The 18,961-nt window shown below is 53.4% G+C and carries 17 protein-coding genes; 11 read left to right on the forward strand and 6 right to left on the reverse strand.

Features of this window, described 5'->3' with window-relative positions; all coding sequences use genetic code 11:
- Positions 1 to 2: 2 nt before the first annotated feature.
- A complete protein-coding gene (locus PHN51_00445) occupies positions 3 to 653 on the reverse strand; it encodes an MBL fold metallo-hydrolase (protein ID MDD2817245.1) in 651 nt (216 codons plus the stop codon).
- A 52-nt stretch (positions 654 to 705) separates the two neighbouring features.
- Here PHN51_00445 and uvrA point away from each other — a divergent pair, with 52 nt between their 5' ends.
- From uvrA to PHN51_00500, 11 genes are all read left to right on the forward strand, one after another.
- On the forward strand, positions 706 to 3,576 hold the full coding sequence (uvrA, locus tag PHN51_00450) for an excinuclease ABC subunit UvrA (protein ID MDD2817246.1): 2,871 nt from the start codon (positions 706 to 708) through the stop codon (positions 3,574 to 3,576).
- Positions 3,577 to 3,600: 24 nt separating this feature from the next.
- The gene (locus PHN51_00455; GenBank protein MDD2817247.1) at positions 3,601 to 4,032 is read left to right on the forward strand and encodes a Rieske (2Fe-2S) protein; all 432 of its coding nucleotides are present in this window, start codon (positions 3,601 to 3,603) and stop codon (positions 4,030 to 4,032) included.
- Between the two features lie 8 nt (positions 4,033 to 4,040).
- Positions 4,041 to 5,933 (forward strand): excinuclease ABC subunit UvrC, encoded by a 1,893-nt coding sequence (gene uvrC, locus PHN51_00460; GenBank protein MDD2817248.1) that lies wholly within the window; start codon positions 4,041 to 4,043, stop codon positions 5,931 to 5,933.
- On the forward strand, positions 5,930 to 6,796 hold the full coding sequence (gene rapZ, locus PHN51_00465; protein MDD2817249.1) for an RNase adapter RapZ: 867 nt from the start codon (positions 5,930 to 5,932) through the stop codon (positions 6,794 to 6,796). Before uvrC ends, rapZ begins: the two co-directional genes overlap by 4 nt.
- The gene (gene yvcK / locus PHN51_00470) at positions 6,793 to 7,779 is read left to right on the forward strand and encodes a uridine diphosphate-N-acetylglucosamine-binding protein YvcK (GenBank protein ID MDD2817250.1); all 987 of its coding nucleotides are present in this window, start codon (positions 6,793 to 6,795) and stop codon (positions 7,777 to 7,779) included. Before rapZ ends, yvcK begins: the two co-directional genes overlap by 4 nt.
- A gap of 39 nt (positions 7,780 to 7,818) precedes the next feature.
- Complete coding sequence (whiA, locus tag PHN51_00475; GenBank protein ID MDD2817251.1) at positions 7,819 to 8,796, forward strand: DNA-binding protein WhiA; 978 nt, start codon at positions 7,819 to 7,821, stop codon at positions 8,794 to 8,796.
- A 91-nt stretch (positions 8,797 to 8,887) separates the two neighbouring features.
- Complete coding sequence (gene gap / locus PHN51_00480; protein ID MDD2817252.1) at positions 8,888 to 9,892, forward strand: type I glyceraldehyde-3-phosphate dehydrogenase; 1,005 nt, start codon at positions 8,888 to 8,890, stop codon at positions 9,890 to 9,892.
- A 9-nt stretch (positions 9,893 to 9,901) separates the two neighbouring features.
- Complete coding sequence (locus PHN51_00485) at positions 9,902 to 11,104, forward strand: phosphoglycerate kinase (GenBank protein MDD2817253.1); 1,203 nt, start codon at positions 9,902 to 9,904, stop codon at positions 11,102 to 11,104.
- A 1-nt stretch (position 11,105) separates the two neighbouring features.
- Positions 11,106 to 11,906, forward strand: a complete 801-nt coding sequence (tpiA, locus tag PHN51_00490) for a triose-phosphate isomerase (GenBank protein ID MDD2817254.1) — start codon at positions 11,106 to 11,108, stop codon at positions 11,904 to 11,906.
- A 37-nt stretch (positions 11,907 to 11,943) separates the two neighbouring features.
- Positions 11,944 to 12,192 (forward strand): preprotein translocase subunit SecG, encoded by a 249-nt coding sequence (gene secG / locus PHN51_00495; GenBank protein ID MDD2817255.1) that lies wholly within the window; start codon positions 11,944 to 11,946, stop codon positions 12,190 to 12,192.
- 34 nt (positions 12,193 to 12,226) lie between these two features.
- A complete protein-coding gene (locus PHN51_00500) occupies positions 12,227 to 12,565 on the forward strand; it encodes an RNA polymerase-binding protein RbpA (protein ID MDD2817256.1) in 339 nt (112 codons plus the stop codon).
- A 17-nt stretch (positions 12,566 to 12,582) separates the two neighbouring features.
- Here PHN51_00500 and pgl read toward each other — a convergent pair whose 3' ends face one another.
- From pgl to tkt, 5 genes are read right to left on the reverse strand one after another with little or no spacing between them, the layout of a single operon-like run.
- Positions 12,583 to 13,341 (reverse strand): 6-phosphogluconolactonase, encoded by a 759-nt coding sequence (gene pgl / locus PHN51_00505; GenBank protein MDD2817257.1) that lies wholly within the window; start codon positions 13,339 to 13,341, stop codon positions 12,583 to 12,585.
- Positions 13,338 to 14,234, reverse strand: coding sequence for a glucose-6-phosphate dehydrogenase assembly protein OpcA (locus tag PHN51_00510; GenBank protein ID MDD2817258.1), 897 nt, complete (start codon positions 14,232 to 14,234; stop codon positions 13,338 to 13,340). Before PHN51_00510 ends, pgl begins: the two co-directional genes overlap by 4 nt.
- Complete coding sequence (zwf, locus tag PHN51_00515; protein ID MDD2817259.1) at positions 14,231 to 15,754, reverse strand: glucose-6-phosphate dehydrogenase; 1,524 nt, start codon at positions 15,752 to 15,754, stop codon at positions 14,231 to 14,233. The genes PHN51_00510 and zwf overlap by 4 nt, the downstream gene beginning before the upstream one ends.
- A gap of 9 nt (positions 15,755 to 15,763) precedes the next feature.
- Positions 15,764 to 16,876: a transaldolase gene (gene tal / locus PHN51_00520; GenBank protein MDD2817260.1), complete on the reverse strand. Its 1,113-nt coding sequence runs from the start codon at positions 16,874 to 16,876 to the stop codon at positions 15,764 to 15,766.
- A 21-nt stretch (positions 16,877 to 16,897) separates the two neighbouring features.
- Entirely contained in the window at positions 16,898 to 18,952 is a 2,055-nt protein-coding gene (tkt, locus tag PHN51_00525) for a transketolase (GenBank protein ID MDD2817261.1), read from the reverse strand.
- Positions 18,953 to 18,961 lie beyond the last annotated feature (9 nt).

An 18,961-nucleotide genomic window follows, 5' to 3' on the forward strand; every position in this document is an offset into this window, starting at 1 on the left:
CTCTACCAACCACGGGCTCTCCACTCGGCAATATGCGGACGCTGTTCGCCTAGGGTTGTGTCTTCACCATGGCCGGGGTAGACCCAAGTCTCGTCGCTCAATGCGCCGAAGATTTTGGATTCAACGCCATCTAACAAGGTCATGAAGGCAGCAGGGTCGCCCCATGTATTCCCGACGCCGCCCGGGAAGAGGCAATCTCCAGTGAACACATGCGCGGTTCCCTCTGGATCGTCATACACGAATGCGACTGAGCCGTCTGTGTGCCCGACAAGGTGAATCACTCGAAGTTGAACCTTTCCGATCGTGAGTTCACATCCCTCTTCGAGGTAGATATCGGTTGCCACAGGGATCCCTGGAGCATCGATGGGATGAGCCATGGTGCGTGCGCCGGTGGCTCGCACAACGTCGGCCAAACTGCCCCAATGATCTTGATGCTGGTGTGTGGTGATGACGGTTTGCAGCGTCTCTCCGGTCAGGGTTAAAAGCCGATCTGTCTCGGCCGCAGCATCTATCAGCGCTTGTTCGCCGGTTTCTCGGCAGCGTAGAAGATATGAATTGTTGTTGTAGTCGCCAACCGCGAGTTTGCTGATGATGAGATGGGGGAGTCCACGAACATCACCCGGGCCACCTACGCGTACCTTGCCGGTATACATTCGACTCCGTTCCTTCAATTAGCCGCTGGGCCAAACCCTGAGATGAGGCATCGTGCACGACCGATTGGTCATCCGCGGAGCCCGTGAGCACAACCTTAAAGATGTTTCCCTTGATTTGCCGAGGGATGCGCTTATTGTGTTTACGGGGCTTTCTGGCTCTGGAAAATCGAGTTTGGCATTCGACACGATTTTCGCTGAAGGTCAGCGACGCTATGTTGAAAGTCTTTCGGCCTATGCCCGTCAGTTCCTGGGCCAAATGGACAAGCCCGATGTTGATTTCATCGAGGGTCTTTCACCGGCTGTTTCAATTGATCAGAAGTCGACTTCGCGAAACCCTCGATCAACAGTGGGAACGATCACCGAGGTTTATGACTACCTACGCCTTTTATATGCACGTATTGGAAAGCCGCATTGTCCTGTGTGTGGCGACGAGATTGCACGCCAAAGCCCGCAACAAATTGTTGATCAGGTCCTAGGTCTCACCGAAGGTGCTCGCTTCCAAGTTCTTGCCCCAGTGATTCGCGAACGCAAGGGCGAGTATGCAGAGCTATTTCGCACGCTTCAAACCCAGGGATACTCGCGCGTGCGCGTTGATGGCGTGGTGTATGGCATGGATGAACTGCCAACACTGAAGAAGCAGGAAAAGCACACAATTGAAGTCGTCGTTGATCGCCTATCGGTCAAGCCTGATTCCAGACGCCGATTGACTGACTCAGTTGAGACTGCGCTCAAACTCGCCTCCGGTCTTGTGGTCTTGGATTTCGTTGATCTTGCAGAAGACGATCCTGCGCGCGAACGCATCTTTAGTGAACATTTGGCATGTGCCAAAGATTCATTATCGTTCGAGGAACTCGAGCCTCGATCCTTCTCGTTCAACTCGCCATTCGGAGCCTGTCCTGAATGCACAGGCTTAGGTACACGTCGTGAAGTTGATGCAGAACTCGTAGTGCCGAATCCAAGCGCAACCCTCAATGAAGGGGCAATTGCACCATGGGCCGGTGGCATGGTTTCGGACTATTTCCGGCGCTTGCTTGAGTCATTATGTGAAGAGCTCGAAATCGACATGGATACGCCATGGGAAAAATTGCCCGCGAAGGCTCGCAAAGCAATCCTCAATGGCCACGAAGCTGAAGTTCATGTGAAGTACCGAAATCGTTACGGACGCACCCGCTCATACACAACAGGATTTGAAGGTGCCCTGGCATACGTAGCTCGTCGTCATGCCGAAACTGAAAGTGATTCAGCTCGTGAACGCTTTGAAGGTTTTATGCGTGAAGTGCCGTGTCATGCATGCGGTGGTGCACGACTCAAGCCACTGTCTCTCGGGGTAACAGTTAATGGGCACTCCATTGCAGAAGTGGCTGCTTTGCCGATTGGTGAAACCGCATCAATGCTGGCAGGGCTCAAACTTTCAGCGCGTGACTCAAAGATTGCCACGCGAGTTCTTAAAGAAGTGAACGAACGTCTGCAATTCTTGGTTGACGTTGGACTTCACTATTTGTCCCTCGATCGAGCCGCTGGAACATTGGCGGGCGGCGAAGCGCAACGCATCCGACTTGCAACCCAAATTGGTTCAGGTCTGGTAGGAGTGCTGTACGTACTTGATGAACCGAGTATTGGTTTGCACCAGCGCGACAACCGACGCCTTATCGAAACTCTCGTTCGACTCCGGGACCTTGGCAACACCTTGATCGTTGTCGAGCATGATGAAGACACCATCCGCACTGCTGACTGGGTGGTGGACATTGGTCCAGGTGCCGGCGAGCATGGTGGAGAAGTGGTGGTCAGCGGCACAGTTGAAGAAATGCTCGCAAATCCACGTTCGGTCACGGGGCAATACTTAAGTGGTGCCCGTAAAATCGAAGTTCCTGAAACTAGGCGCCCCCTGACAGATCGAAAAATTACCGTACACGGGGCAAGTGAACATAATTTGAAGAACGTGACCGTGGAATTCCCACTAGGTCAGCTTGTCGCGGTCACCGGTGTGAGTGGCTCAGGCAAGTCAACTTTGGTTAACGACGTTCTTTATTCTGTTCTTGCAAGGGATCTCAATGGCGCGCGTCATGTGCCAGGGCGTCACAAGAAAGTAACCGGCCTTGAGTATGTAGACAAAGTTGTACATGTGGATCAATCACCCATTGGGCGAACCCCTCGAAGTAATCCGGCGACATATACCGGAGTCTTCGATCATGTGCGCAAGCTCTTCGCTGATACCCCAGAAGCAAAAGTACGCGGCTACCAACAAGGTCGTTTTTCCTTCAACGTGAAGGGTGGTCGTTGCGAGGCGTGTTCGGGTGACGGCACCATCAAGATTGAAATGAATTTTCTTCCCGACGTATATGTGCCATGTGAAGTGTGTAACGGCGATCGCTACAACCGTGAAACCCTAGAAGTGCATTTCAAAGGAAAGAGCATCTCTGATGTTCTCGATATGCCAATTGAAGAAGCAAAGGACTTCTTTGCCGCTGTCCCAGCCATCGCGCGGCACCTCACCACCCTTGTTGAGGTTGGCTTGGGCTATGTGAGATTAGGGCAATCGGCTCCAACGCTTTCTGGTGGTGAGGCGCAGCGCGTGAAGCTGGCTGCTGAGTTGCAGAAGCGATCCACGGGGCGCACGATCTATGTGCTGGATGAGCCAACCACTGGATTGCACTTTGAAGATATTCGCAAGCTACTGGGCGTATTGCATTCACTGGTGGAAAAGGGAAATTCAGTTGTCGTTATCGAGCACAATCTGGACGTCATAAAGACTGCCGATTGGATCATCGATATGGGCCCAGAGGGTGGTTCCGGTGGAGGCACAGTTGTGGCTCAAGGAACACCGGAAGACGTCGCGGCGGTGGGCGCAAGTCATACGGGAACGTTCCTGCTTGATCTTCTTCCTACTGCGCGTCGGGCGCCAGCTAAACGACGCAAGTCATAGTCTTCTCAAAACGAAGGAGCATGCATGTCTGATCATTCAAATGTGAGTCGCCGTACAGTTCTTGCCGGCACGGGAATCGTTGCCGTTGGAGTAGCCGTTGCGGCCTGTGCGCCGGGTTCCAGTGACGAAGCTAATCCAGAAATCAAGGGCACAAACATCGGAGCCACCGGAACAGTGCTCGCTGCCGTTTCTGATGTGCCCGTTGGAGGTGGGGTTGTGGTCAGTGATCCACCGATTGTGGTCACTCAGCCAAAAGCTGGGCAGGTCAATGGGTTCACTGCAATTTGCCCTCACGCAGGATGCTTAGTCGCATCGGTAGTGGATGACGAAATCATTTGTCCTTGCCATGGCTCGCGCTTTTCAGCTGTTGATGGATCCGTCATTCAAGGCCCTGCAACGCAAGGCTTGGAACCAGCCTCAGTTAGCGTGAAAGGTACCAACGTCGTTTTGGCGTAATGAGAACGATGGCTCATGATTCAGTCCTTCGTCCGCCAGCAGGCACCATACCCACCGAGCCTGGTGTGTATCGGTTTCGTGATGCCACGGGCAGAATCATTTATGTAGGTAAAGCACGAAATCTACGATCGCGACTTTCTAACTATTTTCAAGATCCAGAAATTCTTCACCCTCGAACGGCGAGCATGGTGGCTACGGCTCGCGATGTTGACTGGGTGGTCGTTGGCACGGAAGTTGAAGCCCTCACACTCGAATACGCATGGATCAAGGAGTTTGATCCGCGTTTCAATGTGAAATTTCGTGATGACAAGTCTTACCCATATCTCGCTTTCAATTTGTCAGATCCTTTCCCACGTGTGGCCGTTGTGCGTGAAGCCAAGAAACTAGGAACCAGGTATTTCGGTCCTTATGCACACGCTTGGGCACTGCGTGAAATGGTGGATGAGTTATTGCGGGTGTTCCCGATGCGCTCGTGCCGTGACGGAGTCTTTCGCAGAGCCAAACAGGTAGGACGCCCCTGCCTTCTCGGCTATATCGACAAATGCAGTGCGCCGTGCGTGGGCAAGGTAACCGAAGATGAACACCGTGGCATAGTTCTAGATTTTTGTTCGTTCATGTCAGGTAATGGGGACGGATTCATAAAGCAGTTGGAGATTCAGATGGCTGCGGCCGCTGCTGAACTGCGTTATGAAGATGCTGGGCGGCTTCGCGATCGTGTGAGTGCACTGCGACGATCAACTGAGCGAAATGCTGTTGCATTTAACGATGACACGGATGCTGATGTCATCGCGGTGTCGGAAGATCCCCTTGAAGCAGGAGTGCAGGTCTTCCATGTGCGCGGTGGACGCATACGAGGAGAGCGAGGATTCGTTCTTGAAAAAGCTGAAGAGCTCACATCAGGAGAAGTTGTTGGGAGATCTTTGCAACGCCTGTATTCAGAGCCTGGCATCAGTGACATCCCTCGAGAAATTCTTGTATCAACTGCTGTGGAAGAAGCAGCCGCTCTTGAGTCATGGCTGACGTCGTTACGTGGTGGTCCTGTTCACCTTCGAGTTCCGGCGCGCGGTGACAAGAAGGCCTTGATGGAAACTGCGGTTAAGAATGCAGCGCATACATTGCAGGCGCATCGCATGAAACGCGCGAGTGATTTAACGACACGTTCTATTGCGCTGGAAGAAATCCGTGAAGCACTAGGTCTTACCGAAGCGCCTTTGCGCATTGAATGCATCGACATTTCAACAACAATGGGTGAAAACACGGTTGGCTCATTGGTGGTGTTTGAAGACGGTCTGCCAAAGAAGGCCGACTATCGAAGTTTCATTATCAAGACCGAACATGCAGATGACACGGCATCCGTAGCTGAAGTTGTGACGAGACGCTTCTCGAAATCAACAGCTCCTTCGGAGTCGCTTGATGCAGACTCACCAGTTGTTGAGGAAAAGAAACGGTTTTCTTATCCGCCAGGCTTACTCGTGATTGATGGTGGGCAGCCGCAGGTGCGCGCTGCGCAAGATGCGCTCATGGCGCTGGGTGTGACAGATGTTCCCGTGATTGGTCTGGCCAAGCGTCTTGAAGAAGTGTGGCTTCCGGACGAGGTAGACCCATTAATCCTTCCTCGCTCAAGTGAGGGTTTGTATTTGCTCCAACGGGTTCGTGATGAGTCCCATCGTTTTGCTATCACCTTCCACCGGAAACGACGTGGAAAGGCTATGAAATCGAGTGTGTTGGATGACATTGTGGGTCTAGGTGATGTGCGCGCAAAGACATTGTTGAAATTCTTCGGAACTATGAAAGCTCTGAAGGCTGCTTCGGTTGAGGAGCTTCAGCAGGTTGATGGGGTAGGTCCAGCTCTTGCTGCCAGAATTCACGAAGGACTGCACCGAAAGGAGGTAAAGAAATGACTTCACGGCCATTAGAGGTTGCGCTTGTGACTGGGATGTCTGGCGCCGGTCGTTCCACAGCCGCCCGAGCACTTGAAGATCTTGGTTGGTTTGTCATGGACAACCTCCCACCTGGACTTCTCTCGCAGGCTATTGACCTTGCCACGAAGTCCAATGATCTTGATCGCGTAGCGGTGGTTGTTGATGTACGCAGTGGTTCAATGTTCAAAGCACTTGCTGCAGCGCTTGATGATCTGGAAGAAAAACAAGTTCTACTACGGACGCTTTTTCTTGAAGCATCAGATGAATCACTCGTTCGTAGATTTGAAAGTTCGCGCCGGCCACATCCTTTGCAAGGCCAAGGGCGCATTGTTGATGGGTTGCAGGCCGAGCGTGTTCTGCTTGGAGATCTGCGCGCTGAAGCTGACGTTGTTGTCGACACCACGAACTTAAATGTCCATGACCTGCGCCGCAAGGTTGAAGCAGCATTCGCTGAAGAAACACCGGCTGATCTTCGAGCGACTGTGTTGTCCTTCGGTTTCAAGTATGGAATTCCTGTTGATGCGGATCTTGTAGCAGATATGCGTTTCTTGGAGAATCCTCACTGGGACCCAGTGCTTCGACCCTTAACTGGCTTAAACGAACCGGTGTCCGAGGTTGTGGTTACTTCATCCGCAGCACAACAATTTTTCAAGTTGTATGAAGATCTTGTGTGCACGATACGTCCCGGTTACCTCACCGAAGGTAAGCGATACGTGACAATCGCGGTGGGTTGCACAGGCGGAAAGCATCGCAGCGTTGCGTCCGCCGAAGAGTTAGCAAAGCGACTGCGCGCTCAAGGTATACAAACCTTGGTCGTTCATCGTGACTTGGGTCGCGAATGAAGCGCTTACCCGTAACGTTCGGTAGTGCAGGTGATTCGGGACCAAAGGTTGTTGCCCTTGGTGGTGGACATGGACTTGCGTCGACGTTAACCGCCCTTCGTCGTATGACTGATCAGATCACCGCAGTCGTGGGAGTCGCTGACGATGGTGGATCAAGCGGCCGGTTGCGATCTGAATTTGGCATTCTTCCGCCTGGCGACTTACGCATGGCGCTTGCAGCGTTGTGTGGTGATGACACATGGGGGCGCACGTGGCAGCGTGTCATCCAACATCGGTTCGGTGGGGTGGGGGAGTTGGGTGGTCATTCGCTTGGCAACCTTTTGATTACTGCGCTGTGGGAAGAAACCGGGGACCCAGTCATTGGACTGGAATGGCTTGGTGCATTGCTTGAGGCACAGGGCCGGGTGCTGCCATGCAGTCTTCAACCGCTACAGATAGTCGCTCAGGTGCGTGGGATTAACGCAGGTGCACCAGATGGCATCACCGAGGTACGTGGTCAAGTTGAAGTAGCCACCACACCAGGATCTGTAGTCAGTATTGCGTTGGAACCTGCGCGGCCTCATGCGTGCGCTGAAGCTGTGAACGCCGTTGCCGAAGCCGACGCAATTATTTTGGGTCCAGGTTCATGGTTCACGTCAGTGTTACCGCACTTATTGATTCCAGAGTTGGCGCAAGCAATCGTTGAAGCGCCGGGTAAGCGCATAGTTGTGCTCAACCTGGCCCCACATGAGGATCGTGAAACCGCCGGCATCCCGGTTGCAGAACATCTGGAATTTCTCCGAGCAGCAGTACCCGCATTGCGATTGGACGCAGTGATCGCTGATCCGCGTCATGTCGACAACATCGACCAATTACAGATTGTGTGTAGCAGTTTCGGGTCCGAATTAATCCTCGAGCAGGTAGCGCACAGTCGAGGTCGTCACCCCGGAACCCACGATCCAGATCGGCTATCAGCGGCCTTTCGAAGCGCACTTCTGGGGTAAGCGACACGCCCGAACGCGTTTCATGGCAGGATGCACTCCATGGCAATGACAGCGGCAGTAAAAGATGAGCTCAGCCGCGTAGAAATCACCAAGACTTGCTGCCGCAAAGCTGAGGTGTCCACCATGCTGCGCTTTGGCGGCGGACTCCACATTGTTTCTGGGCAGATCGTGATCGAAGCTGAACTTGATGCGGGTCAGACTGCCCGTCGTCTACGCAAGGACATCTTGGAAATTTACGGGCACGACAGCGAGATTGCTGTGGTTCAGGCCAGTGGTATCCGAAAAGGAACGCGCTATGTCGTGCGTGTGGTCCAAGGCGGCGAGGCGCTCGCACGTCAAACCGGCATGGTGGATGGCAGTGGTCGCCCAGTTCGTGGTTTGCCACCAGCAATCGTGGCTGGGGCACTGTGTGACTGTGAATCGGCTTGGCGAGGTGCATTCTTGGCCCATGGCTCGTTAACAGAACCAGGCCGGAGTTCTTCGCTTGAGATCACCTGTCCGGGCCCAGAAGCCGCATTGGCTCTCGTTGGTGCTGCTCGACGCCTTGGAATCGCGGCAAAGTCTCGTGAAGTACGTGGAGTTGATCGAGTCGTGATTCGCGATGGAGATGCCATTGGCGCCATGCTGACTCGTCTGGGTGCTCACGAGTCCGTTATGGCTTGGGAAGAACGTCGGATGCGCCGTGAGGTTCGCGCCACGGCGAACCGGTTAGCAAATTTTGACGATGCCAATCTGCGTCGCTCAGCTCGCGCGGCCGTTGCTGCGGGAGCAAGAGTGCAACGGGCGATGGAAATCTTGGGCGACGAAGTTCCTGATCATCTCGTTGTCGCCGGGCGCCTGCGCTTGGAACACAGTCAGGCAAGTTTGGAAGAACTCGGAGCGCTGGCGGATCCGCCGATGACCAAGGACGCGATCGCTGGAAGAATCCGTCGCCTGCTGGCTTTGGCCGACAAGCGGGCTCAGGAATTGGGCATTCCGGACACTGAATCGGCACTTGGGTCTGAGTTTTTAGGCTAGCGAGTACGGGGTCAACGACCTCGAATTGATTCGCTAGGATTTGCCCGTAAAACGCTTACATTTTCAAGCGACGAGCTCTGGGGAGATTCACGTGACGATCAAGGTTGGCATTAATGGATTTGGCCGTATTGGCCGCAACTTCTTCCGCGCACTTCTTGAGAGTGACGCCAATATCGAGATTGTTGGCATCAACGATCTCACTGACACCAAGACGCTTGCTCACTTGATGAAATATGACAGCATCCTGGGCCGCATCAGCGTTCCAGTCGAGGCAGGCGATGGACAAATCACTGTTGATGGCAAGGTAATTCCAATTTTTGCCGAGCGCGATCCAGGCTCACTTCCATGGGCAAAGGTTGGCGCAGATATCGTCATCGAATCAACCGGCTTCTTCACTGATGCTGAATCAGCAGGCAAGCACATCACTGCTGGTGCCAAGAAGGTCATCATTTCGGCTCCCGCAAAGGGCGAAGACATCACCATCGTGATGGGTGTCAATGACAACTTGTACGACCCGGCAAAGCACCACATCATTTCTAATGCGTCATGCACCACGAACTGCCTAGCTCCTATGGCAAAGGCAATCGATGACGCATTCGGCATCGAGCGTGGTCTGATGACAACCATCCACGCGTACACAAACGATCAAAAGATTCTTGACTTCCCGCACAGCGATCTACGTCGGGCGCGAGCAGCAGCGTTGAACATGATTCCTACGAGCACCGGCGCGGCTAAGGCCATTGGCCTTGTTATGCCACAGCTCAAGGGCAAGCTCGATGGGTACGCAATGCGTGTTCCAGTTCCAACGGGTTCAGCAACCGACCTCACCGTTGAATTGAAGAAGCCAGCAACGAAGGAAGAGATCAACGCAGTTGTGAAGGCTGCAGCTGAAGGTCCTTTGAAGGGTTACCTCAAGTACACCGAAGATCCAATCGTTTCCACAGACATCGTCACGGATCCTGCATCCTGCATTTTCGATGCAGGCTTGACGAATGCAAATGGCAACATGGTCAAGGTTGTTGGTTGGTACGACAACGAATGGGGTTACTCAAACCGCCTCATCGACATCACCAGTCTCGTTGGCTCAAAGCTCTAAGGAATTCCGATGAAGTCACTCGACGACCTTTCACTCGTCGGGGCTACTGTCTTGGTGCGCGCTGATTTCAACGTGCCCCTTGCCGACAGCCCTGATGGCAAAGTCATCACCGATGACGGACGAATCAAAGCAGCACTCCCAACCTTGGCCTACCTGCGCGAGCAGGGGGCCAAGGTTGTGGTGGTCGCACATTTGGGTCGTCCAAAGGGTGAAGCGAAGCCGGAATTGAGCCTTGCTCCTGTTGCTCAACGGTTGGGTGAACTTCTCGGAAGTCCGGTGGCTCTTGCTGCTGATATCACCGGACCGCTGGCGCAAAAAGCTGTAGCAGCGCTTGCCCCAGGTGAAGTACTACTACTTGAAAACATACGTTTTGATGCTCGTGAAACGAGTAAGGACGCTGCGGAACGTGGCGCACTAGCTGCAGAACTTGGCGCACTAGCAGATGTGTTCGTTTCTGAAGGCTTCGGTGTTGTGCATCGCGAACAGGCATCTGTGACTGATGTAGCTGCATTACTTCCTAACGCAGCCGGGCGCCTCGTTCATAAAGAAGCCACAATTTTTGGAACATTGCTCACTCAACCAGCACGCCCTTACGTCGTAATCCTTGGTGGGTCAAAGGTAAGCGACAAGCTAGGTGTCATTGGCAATCTCATTGGTCGCGTCGATCGTTTGCTCATTGGCGGTGGCATGGCCTTTACATTCTTGGCAGCGCAGGGCTATTCAGTTGGTGATTCGCTTCTCGAAGCTGATCAAATTCCAACGGTTCGGGGTTTCATTGAACAAGCCAAAGAACGAGGCGTTGAGCTCATCGTTCCGATTGACGTTGTGGTCGCTGATGACTTTTCCGCCACAGCAAATACGCAAGTGGTTGCGGCGAATGCGATTCCAGATGGATGGAAGGGCTTAGATATCGGCCCAGAAAGCACAGCGCTGTTTGCAGCGAAAATCGCTGATGCGGGAACGGTCGTATGGAACGGCCCAATGGGTGTGTTTGAGATGGCTCCATTTGCCGGTGGCACTCGTGGTGTTGCCGAAGCGATGATTGCATCAGCTGGGATGACTGTTGTCGGCGGTGGCGATTCAGCTGCAGCTATTCGTCTCCTGAATCTAGATGAATCTGCATTCACTCACATCAGTACCGGTGGTGGCGCAAGTTTGGAATTCCTAGAGGGTAAAGAACTCCCTGGGCTCACTGTCCTCGAAGGGAAATAGCATGGCGAAGAACACGCGTAAGCCATTAATTGCTGGCAACTGGAAAATGAACCTCAATCATTTTGAGGCACTTGCACTTGTGCAAAAACTCGCCTTTGCGTTGAATGAGGAAGACTTCGCAGCAACCGATGTTGTGGTGCTTCCACCGTTCACAGATATCCGTTCAGTGCAAACACTCATTGAGGGCGATAAGTACGACATCGGTTATGGCGCGCAGGATGTCTCTGCACATGTGTCGGGTGCTTACACCGGGGAAATTTCGTCGGCAATGTTGGCCAAGCTTGGTTGTTCATATGTCACTGTTGGCCATAGTGAGCGACGCGAATATCACGGTGAATCAGACGCCTTAGTCAATGCCAAGGCTCGCGCCGCACTTAAGGATGAAGTTACGCCAATCGTGTGCGTGGGCGAAGGCCTAGAGGTGCGTAAAGCAGGGGAGCAGGTCTCCTATGTGCTTGCTCAACTCGAGGGCTCTTTGGCCGAATTTTCCGCTGATGAAGTCGCGGGCCTTGTTGTCGCCTACGAGCCAGTATGGGCGATTGGTACTGGTGAAGTCGCTACCCCTGACGATGCTCAAGAGGTGTGCCGGGCTATCCGGGTTCGCATCGGGGAACTGCATGGTGCCCAAGCGGCTGAAAGCACCCGAATCCTGTACGGCGGATCGGTGAAAAGCTCCAATATCGCCGGCATCATGGCTCAGGTTGACGTCGATGGCGTTCTCGTCGGGGGTGCGAGTTTGGACCCTGATGACTTCGTGGGAATCGTCCGGTATCGGCTGCACCCGGCTGAACTTGCCGGTTGATCTATACTGGTCCCTTCACACTGATTCGGAGTTTGTCTTGCTAACTGTTGTCACGATCGCGCTTGCCGTTGTGCTGATCATTTGCAGTCTGCTGCTCATCGTGCTGATTCTCCTGCACCGCGGCAAGGGTGGCGGTTTATCTGACCTCTTCGGTGGCGGTGTGAGTTCCTCTATCGGTGGATCGTCGGTAGCTGAACGAAATCTTGACCGAATCACAGTGGCAATCGGGCTTATCTGGGCAGCGTCAATTGTTGGCGTTGGTCTACTCATTCGTACTGGTGTCTAACTAACACTTTTACGAATCTAGTTGGGAGAACAACATGGCTGGTGGCAGTGCAATTCGCGGTAGTCGCGTCGGCGCAGGCCCAATGGGTGAAGCTGAGCGTGGCGAGGCTGCTCCACGTATTTGGGTATCTTTCTGGTGCTCACGCAAGCATGAATCAAAGCCGAGCTTTGCTTCCGATGCCGCTATTCCTGACGAGTGGGATTGCCCACGATGTGGTTTGCCTGCAGGCAAGGATAAGGAAAATCCACCAGCGCCACCAAAGGTTGAGCCATACAAGACTCACTTGGCATACGTGAAGGAACGCCGATCAGATGTTGATGGAGCGGCAATTCTCGATGAGGCGCTCAATAAATTACGCGGTAAAGGTTTCTAAGCTGCAAACATTGCTTCTTAGGCTCCCGGTCGACTGATGTCGGCCGGGAGTTCTTTTGTTGCATCCCGATCAACGAGGAATAGCGTGTGACTGGCTCGTATCCCGCTAGCTGGCACTTGCAGTGGACCGGCCGACGGGTCTAATGCCAGGCGCAAGGCTTGTGCCTTACTTTCACCACTTGCAAGAATCCACGCCTGTCGAGCATTGTTGAGCGTAGGAAAAGTAAGACTCACACGAGTTGCTGGTGGCTTTGGTGAATTGTGCACCGCCACTGCGACCTGTTCACTGTGGGTGGCGGGATGTTCGGGAAACAGTGATGCCACATGCGCATCTGGCCCGATGCCGAGTAAAACCACATCAAATTCAAGTGCGCCATCTATGCCGTGGCGCCGCAACTCATCTGAATATGCCAGTGCCGACAGTTCGGGTGTTGTTGAGCGATCAGGCCCGCCAATGCTGTGCACATTGCTTCGAGGGATCGCAAGATGATCTATAAGTAGAGCGTGTGCGGCGGTATCGTTGCGAAGTTCGCTCCCGGAGTTTTCCCAGCGTTCGTCACCCCACCACAGGTGAGTGTTGTGCCAATCGATGGCTTCGACGGCTGGGCTTGCGGCAAGTGTTGCCAGCACCGCTGTGCCAATGCCGCCCCCAGTTAGTACGACATGCGCAACACCGCGCTGTTGTTGAGCCTCGACGATCGCCGCAACGAGTCGCCCTACAACTGCCTCAGCCAATGAATCTGCATCGGCGTATCGCACGACCTCTCGAGGAGTCATAGCGACAACCCAGCAATAACTTTGCCATACATGTCGTCTGGGTCTAGGCGTCGTAATTCTTCCGCGAGCAATGCTGATGTTGGACGACGAGGCAAACTCACGCGCTGATCAGGAAAGCCAGGTCGTTGAATATTGGCGGTCTTGTCATCAATTCGCGCGATGCGAAGCAAACCATCTTCCATATCGAGTTCAACAGATGAAATCGCGATGGTGTCATCCCAAATAATTTCAAATGATGTTTCAAACATTTGGCTGAGCCAAGCACCCATGAGGATCACACTTGGGTTATTTCGTTCACCCGAAACACGGATATGCCGGACTGCGGCCATTGGCGCGTCGAAGATTGCCGCAACAACCGAACGCCATTGCGTACAGCGCGCCCAGGCAATGTCTGTATCTCCAGGTTGGTAACCAGCTTGGCGCACTCGTAGAGCTTGGTAGGGATCTTCAATGAATGAAGCATCGGTGATTCGACGTTGGGCATGACGACCAATGAGCGAATCAGATGGCACATCAGGTGATTCGCCAGGCCAATAGGCAACGACTGGTGTGTCAGGAAGGAGCAGTGGTACTGCAACTGAATTCGGATAATTCGATAGTTCGTTGCGAAGACGAAGGAGTGCCACTTCTCCGGGACCATCATCACCGCCTACCCGAATTTCCGCATCGAGTTGAGTCTGTCGTGAATCAGGTCGTCCGATCAGGGTCAAAATTCGCATCGGGTGTTGGCGTGCAGCGGTAACCGCGCCATCCGTGGCGTCTGCTTGGGTTTCCTCATCGGCCATGATTAACAAAGTGAGGACCATGCCCGATGTTGGGGCTCCAAGGCGATGTCGCTCTTGGTGAATCGCAGCAGCAACTGCACCGCCGCTGGTGTTCTCTAAACGGATCATGGACGCCTCCAACTTCGACCGTCGCGAGCAATCATGTCGTATTGGCTGTGTGGCCCCCACCCGCCAGAAACGTATTGATCTGGTTGGCCTTGCGTATCCCAAAATTCCAAGACGGGATCCAAGATCTTCCAACCGAGTTCTACCTCAACATGTCGAGGAAACAGTGGGGGATCACCTATGAGCACATCGAGAATTAAGCGCTCGTATGCCTCGGGGCTAGATTCGACGAATGTCTCGCCGTACTGAAAGTCCATCGTGACATCTCGCACTTCAATTTGCGAGGTGTCGGGTACTTTGGAACCAAAGCGCACCGTTATGCCTTCATCTGGCTGGATTCGAAAGACAAGCGCGTTGTTGCCGAGTTCTTGCACGGCATCATCCATGAATGGCAAATGCGGAGCGCGCTTAAAGATGACAGCAACTTCAGTTACTCGGCGACCAAGGCGTTTACCAGTGCGCAAATAGAAAGGCACGCCAGCCCAGCGACGATTGTCGATGTCCACCCTCATTGCCGCGAATGTTTCCGTATGCGAATCCGGATTGATTCCTTCTTCATCAAGGTAGCCAATCACCGGGATTCCACCTTGCCAACCCTTGGCGTACTGGCCGCGTGCGGTGTGTGCTGCTAAATCTTTGGGAAGGCGAACGGCTGATAGAACTTTTTCCTTTTCCGCTCGAACTTCAGCTGCATTGAAGTTGAGTGGCTCCTCCATGGCGGTCAAGGCAAGAAGTTGCAACAAGTGATTTTGAATGACATCGCGGGCGGCCCCGATACCGTCGTAGTACCCCGCTCGACCACCAATACCAATGTCTTCAGCCATAGTGATCTGGACATTGTCAACGTAATTGCTATTCCACAACGGTTCAAACATCGCATTCGCAAAGCGAACCGCCATGATGTTTTGCACAGTCTCTTTTCCGAGATAGTGGTCAATGCGAAAGACGGACCCGGTATCAAACACGGTCCCAACTAGGTCATTGAGTTCTTGAGCGCTCTTGAGGTCATGGCCAAAAGGTTTCTCGATAACGACTCGACGCCAGGCATCGGGCTTATCTTCAGCAAGGCCCGATTCCTTCAGGTGTTCAAGTACTACCGGAAAGAGGCCTGGTGGGATTGAAAGGTAGAACGCATGATTGCCACCAGTTCCGCGTTGCTCGTCGAGGTCTGCAACGACTCTTTTAAGCTCTGCATAGGCGGCAGCATCGCCAAGGTCGCCCGTGACAAAACGAATTCCTTCGCTCAACTGCTTCCAGGTTTCCTCGCGGAATGGTGTTCGAGCATGTTCTTTAACCGCATCGTGAACCACTTGTGCAAAGTCTTCGTTTTCCCAGTCGCGACGAGCAAAACCCACGAGCGAGAAACCTGGTGGCAAGAAGCCACGATTAGCCAAGTCGTAGATGGCTGGCATGACTTTTTTGCGTGCTAAGTCACCAGTGACACCGAAGAGCACCAAACTGCACGGGCCCGCAATTCGAGGAAGGCGTTGGTCAAGGGGACTACGTAATGGATTGTTCATCATTCCTCAGTATTAGACGATCTGATCCATGGCGATTTGCACTGTTGTACGCAATTCTTCCCAAGCATCGATGAACTTCTGGACGCCGTCTTTCTCAAGTTCATCGCACACCTGAGATTGATGGATGCCTAAAGCTTCCAGGGCTTGCCATACAGCACGAGACTGCGCTGCAGTGCCAGACACAGTGTCGCCGCGGTATTGACCGTGATCAAAGACCGCGTTGAGTGTTCCCTCGGGCATGGTGTTCACGCACCCGCGAACGGCAAGATCGATCACATACCTGGTGTCGTCATATGCAGTGTCTTTGACTCCAGTGGAGGCCCATAGTGGGCGTTGCGCATTTGCGCCGAGTGCCGCGGCCATAGCCCATTCGTCGTTGGCGATCCGCTCCTGAAAGGCCTCCCATGCCAAGCGTGCATTTGCAATGGCTGCCTGACCAAGCAGTTCAGAAGCTTGTGTCGTTCCAAGTGCCTTGAGTTGGGAATCGACGGCCGTATCAACGCGAGACACAAAGAAGGATGCGACGCTGTGAATTGTGGACGCGTCGATCCCCGCCGCGAAGGCCTTTCGCAAGCCTGCCTCATATGCAGCTAAAACTTCGACATATCGGTCCACGGAGAAAATCAAAGTTACGTTGACGCTGATGCCGTGACCGATCACCTCTGTAATTGCAGGAAGGCCCGCCTTGGTCGCAGGAATCTTAATAAACAGATTTGGTCGGTCGATAAGGTTCCACATTTCCCGAGCTTGTTCGACTGTTCGGTGTGTGTCATGTGCAAGTCGTGGATCGACTTCGATAGAAACTCGACCATCGACACCACCCGTTGCTTGATAAACCGGCAACATGACCTCGCACGCGTTTCGTACATCGTCCGTGGTTAGGCGCTGGATGACCAGATCAACATCGAGGCCTTGGCGTGTAAGACCTTCTAGGTCACTCTCGTAATCGGCCGCGCCTTTTGAGATAGCAGACTGAAATATCGAGGGGTTCGAAGTGACGCCACGAACACATTTAGTCAAAACGAGTTCTTGCAAGCTACCGGTGTTTAACCTGGCGCGACTGAGATCATCAAGCCAGATTGAAACACCAGCATCGGTCAGTTCTTGAAGTGCAGGGGTTGGCATGGTGCGCTCCAATTCAATTCGTTATGACTGATCGTTCAGGGAAGCCTTTGCTGCAGCAACAACAGCATCTGTTGTGATGCCGAACTCTTGGAAAAGAACCTTGTCTGAAGCGCTGGCTCCAAAGTGATCGATTCCGATGACGCGTCCACGATCGCCGACGTACTTCCACCAACCTAAAGTTGCCCCGGCTTCTACTGAAACGCGGGCCCGTACATTTGGTAGGAGAACTGAATCTCGATAGGCCTGATCTTGTTCGTCGAACCATTCCAGGCATGGCATCGAGATAACTCGGCTTGATATTCCTTCTTCAGCAAGTTGCTCGTGGGCTGCTAATGCAAGTTGAACTTCTGAACCTGTCGCCATGAGCAAGACTTCTGGTGCTGCGTGATCCGCGAGGACGTAAGCGCCACGACGCAGGCCTACAAGCGCATTGTGGGATTCGGAAATGGTTGGCACATTTTGACGGGTCAGCACCAATCCAACAGGTCGATGCTGGTGCAAGGTTGCATGCCAAGCTGCCGCAGTTTCATTAGCATCTGCCGGGCGAACAATCGATAAGCCAGGCATGGCGCGAAGACTCCATAGATGCTCGATTGGTTGATGTGTAGGACCGTCTTCGCCAAGTCCAACACTGTCATGTGTCCATACGAAAGTAACAGGAGTCTGCATGAGAGCTGAGAGTCGAACTGCACCACGCATGTAATCACTGAATACAAAGAACGTGCCACCGAACGGTCTGGTGAGTCCACTCAATGACATCCCATTAAGGGCCGCACCCATGGCATGTTCCCGAATTCCAAAATGAACGATGCGGCCGTACGGCGAAGAGTCAGGCATTTGGGTTGTCGCAGGCAGAAAACTCTTGCCGCCTTCAATTGTCGTGTTGTTCGACTCTGCGAGATCCGCAGATCCACCCCAGAACTCAGGCATAACTGCAGCAATTGCGTTGATGACTTCACCTGACGCCTTGCGAGTCGCCAGTGTTGATCCCAATTCCCACGTAGGAATTGACGCGTTGAAATTGGATGGCAGTTCGCGGCTAGTGATGCGATCAAGTTCGCTGGATCGCATTGGTTCACGTTCGCGCCATGCGTTGAACGACGTAGTCCAAGCCTGGCGCTGTTCGCTGACGCGCAAATGAAGCTTTGATCGAACTTCGGCCAAAACATCCGCATCAAATGCGAAGTGCTCATCGGGATTTAACCCAAGAACCAACTTGGTCGCTGCAATTTCTTCAACCCCTAATGCCGACCCGTGTGACTTCGCGGTGTTCTGCAGCTTGGGTGCTGGCCACGCGATTGTTGATCGCATTGCGATGAACGTTGGACGATGAGACTCTTCTTTGGCTGCTTGAATGGCGGCATAAACGCCAGGTAAGTCAATATTTCCGTCGCTGAGACGATCGACATAGTGGGTAGTCCAACCATACGAGGCGTACCGAGCAACCACGTCCTCGGTGAATGCAACTGCAGTATCGCCTTCGATGGAAATGTGGTTATCGTCCCAGATCACAACTAAGTTATGCAGTCCTTGAGTGCCGGCAAGAGACGAAGCCTCACCAGAAACACCCTCTTCAAGATCACCGTCAGAGGCAATTACCCAGACGTGGTGGTCAAAGGGACTTGTGCCCGCAGCAGCGTCTGGATCCAAAAGACCGCGTTCGTAACGTGCACCCATAGCCATGCCAACTGCAGTTGCTAAGCCATTGCCAAGTGGTCCCGTAGTTGTTTCTACACCCGCCGTGTGTCCATGTTCAGGATGACCTGGGGTGCGGGCGCCTGCAGTACGAAATGACTCAAGGTCACCCATGGTTAATCCATATTGACTCAAGAAGAGTTCGCTATAAAGCGTCAGGCTTGAGTGTCCGCAACTCAGGACAAAGCGATCTCGACCAAGCCAGGTGGGGTCTGCAGGGTCGTGGCGCATCACACGCTGAAACAGCAAGTAGGCCACAGGAGCCAAGGTCATTGCCGTTCCGGGGTGCCCATTCGTGGCCTTTTGCACTGCATCCATGGCCAATGCCCTCAGGTATGCAGTTGCGCGTTCGTCAGTGGTGGTCCAGTCAAGTTCCGTCACGAGGAAAAC

The sequence above is a fragment of the Candidatus Nanopelagicales bacterium genome (assembly GCA_028687755.1).
Lineage (GTDB): Bacteria > Actinomycetota > Actinomycetes > S36-B12 > S36-B12 > UBA11398.

What these genes read in the sequence shown, in the direction of transcription:
- PHN51_00445 (MDD2817245.1), bottom strand. Translation starts at nt 653, where the DNA reads ATGTATACCGGCAAGGTACGCGTAGGTGGCCCGGGTGATGTTCGTGGA.
- PHN51_00455 (MDD2817247.1), top strand. Translation starts at nt 3,601, where the DNA reads ATGTCTGATCATTCAAATGTGAGTCGCCGTACAGTTCTTGCCGGCACG.
- uvrC (MDD2817248.1), top strand. Translation starts at nt 4,041, where the DNA reads ATGGCTCATGATTCAGTCCTTCGTCCGCCAGCAGGCACCATACCCACC.
- rapZ (MDD2817249.1), top strand. Translation starts at nt 5,930, where the DNA reads ATGACTTCACGGCCATTAGAGGTTGCGCTTGTGACTGGGATGTCTGGC.
- yvcK (MDD2817250.1), top strand. Translation starts at nt 6,793, where the DNA reads ATGAAGCGCTTACCCGTAACGTTCGGTAGTGCAGGTGATTCGGGACCA.
- whiA (MDD2817251.1), top strand. Translation starts at nt 7,819, where the DNA reads ATGGCAATGACAGCGGCAGTAAAAGATGAGCTCAGCCGCGTAGAAATC.
- PHN51_00485 (MDD2817253.1), top strand. Translation starts at nt 9,902, where the DNA reads ATGAAGTCACTCGACGACCTTTCACTCGTCGGGGCTACTGTCTTGGTG.
- tpiA (MDD2817254.1), top strand. Translation starts at nt 11,106, where the DNA reads ATGGCGAAGAACACGCGTAAGCCATTAATTGCTGGCAACTGGAAAATG.
- PHN51_00500 (MDD2817256.1), top strand. Translation starts at nt 12,227, where the DNA reads ATGGCTGGTGGCAGTGCAATTCGCGGTAGTCGCGTCGGCGCAGGCCCA.
- pgl (MDD2817257.1), bottom strand. Translation starts at nt 13,341, where the DNA reads ATGACTCCTCGAGAGGTCGTGCGATACGCCGATGCAGATTCATTGGCT.
- PHN51_00510 (MDD2817258.1), bottom strand. Translation starts at nt 14,234, where the DNA reads ATGATCCGTTTAGAGAACACCAGCGGCGGTGCAGTTGCTGCTGCGATT.
- zwf (MDD2817259.1), bottom strand. Translation starts at nt 15,754, where the DNA reads ATGATGAACAATCCATTACGTAGTCCCCTTGACCAACGCCTTCCTCGA.
- tal (MDD2817260.1), bottom strand. Translation starts at nt 16,876, where the DNA reads ATGCCAACCCCTGCACTTCAAGAACTGACCGATGCTGGTGTTTCAATC.